This window comes from Xanthomonas sp. SHU 166, from assembly GCF_000364685.1.
GTDB classification, from domain to species: domain Bacteria; phylum Pseudomonadota; class Gammaproteobacteria; order Xanthomonadales; family Xanthomonadaceae; genus Xanthomonas_A; species Xanthomonas_A sontii.
On sequence record NZ_AQOJ01000633.1, the window covers coordinates 1 to 1073 of the forward strand.

Sequence of the window (1073 nt, forward strand, 5' to 3'; positions counted from 1 at the left end):
AGGCGCAGCCGGTGCTGGTCGGGCGGCGCGCCGGCGACCGCATCGAGATCCTCGGCGGACTGCGCGGCGACGAACGCATCGTCGGCGCCAACGCCTTCCTGCTCAAGGCCGAACTGGCCAAGGGCGACGCCGACCACGGCCACTGAGGAGGCGACCATGTTCAAGCTGATCATCGACACCGCCGTGCGCCACCGCTGGCTGGTGGTGGCGCTGGCCGCGCTGCTCGCCGCCGTGGGCCTGTTCCAGTTGGGCACGCTGCCGATCGACGCGGTACCGGACATCACCAACCGCCAGGTGCAGCTCAACACGGTGGCGCCGGCCCTGACCCCGGAGCAGATCGAGCGGCAGGTGACCTACCCGCTGGAAACCGCGCTGGCCGGCATTCCCGGCCTGACCGCGACCCGCTCGCTGTCGCGCAACGGCTTTTCGCAGGTCACCGCGATCTTCACCGATGCGACCGACGTCTACTTCGCGCGCCAGCAGGTGGCCGAGCGCATGCGCGAGGCGGCCGAGGCGTTGCCCGACGGCGTGACGCCGCGGCTGTCGCCGGTGACCACCGGCCTGGGCGAGGTGCTGATGTGGACGGTGGACTTCACCGCGTTCGACCCGTCCCGGCTGGCACGACCGGGCGCGGCGGGCTGGCAGGCCGGCGCGGTCTACCGCACGCCGGACGGCGAACTGCTGCGCACGCCGCAGGAGCGCGCCACCTATCTGCGCACCGTGCAGGACTGGATCATCGCGCCGCAGATGCGTTCCAGCCCCGGCCTGGCCGGCGTCGACACGGTCGGCGGCTACGTCAAGGAATACGGGGTGCATCCGGACACGGCGCGGCTGGCCGCGCACGGCCTGGGCCTGGCCGACCTGGTCACCGCCCTGCAGCGCGCCAACGTGCAGGCCGGCGCCGGCTTCGTGCAGCGTGCCGGCGAAGGCCTGGTGGTGCGCGCAGACGGCCTGGCGCTGAGCGCCGACGATCTCGCGCAGGCGCCGGTGGTCATCCGCAACGGCATGGTGGTGCGCGTGGCCGACGTGGCCGAGGTCGCCTCCGGTCGCGCCCCGCGCCTGGGCGCGGCCAG

The 1073-nt window shown here is 73.5% G+C and carries 1 protein-coding gene and 1 pseudogene; both read left to right on the top strand.

The genetic code is table 11. The features are described 5' to 3' along the window. Nucleotides 1–146: pseudogene (locus D180_RS24810) on the top strand (efflux RND transporter periplasmic adaptor subunit); the annotation flags it as partial. Nucleotides 147–156: 10 nt separating this feature from the next. Then, nucleotides 157–1073, top strand: a 917-nt coding sequence (locus D180_RS15400) for an efflux RND transporter permease subunit (RefSeq protein ID WP_043091071.1), incomplete at its 3' end; no start/stop codon positions are given.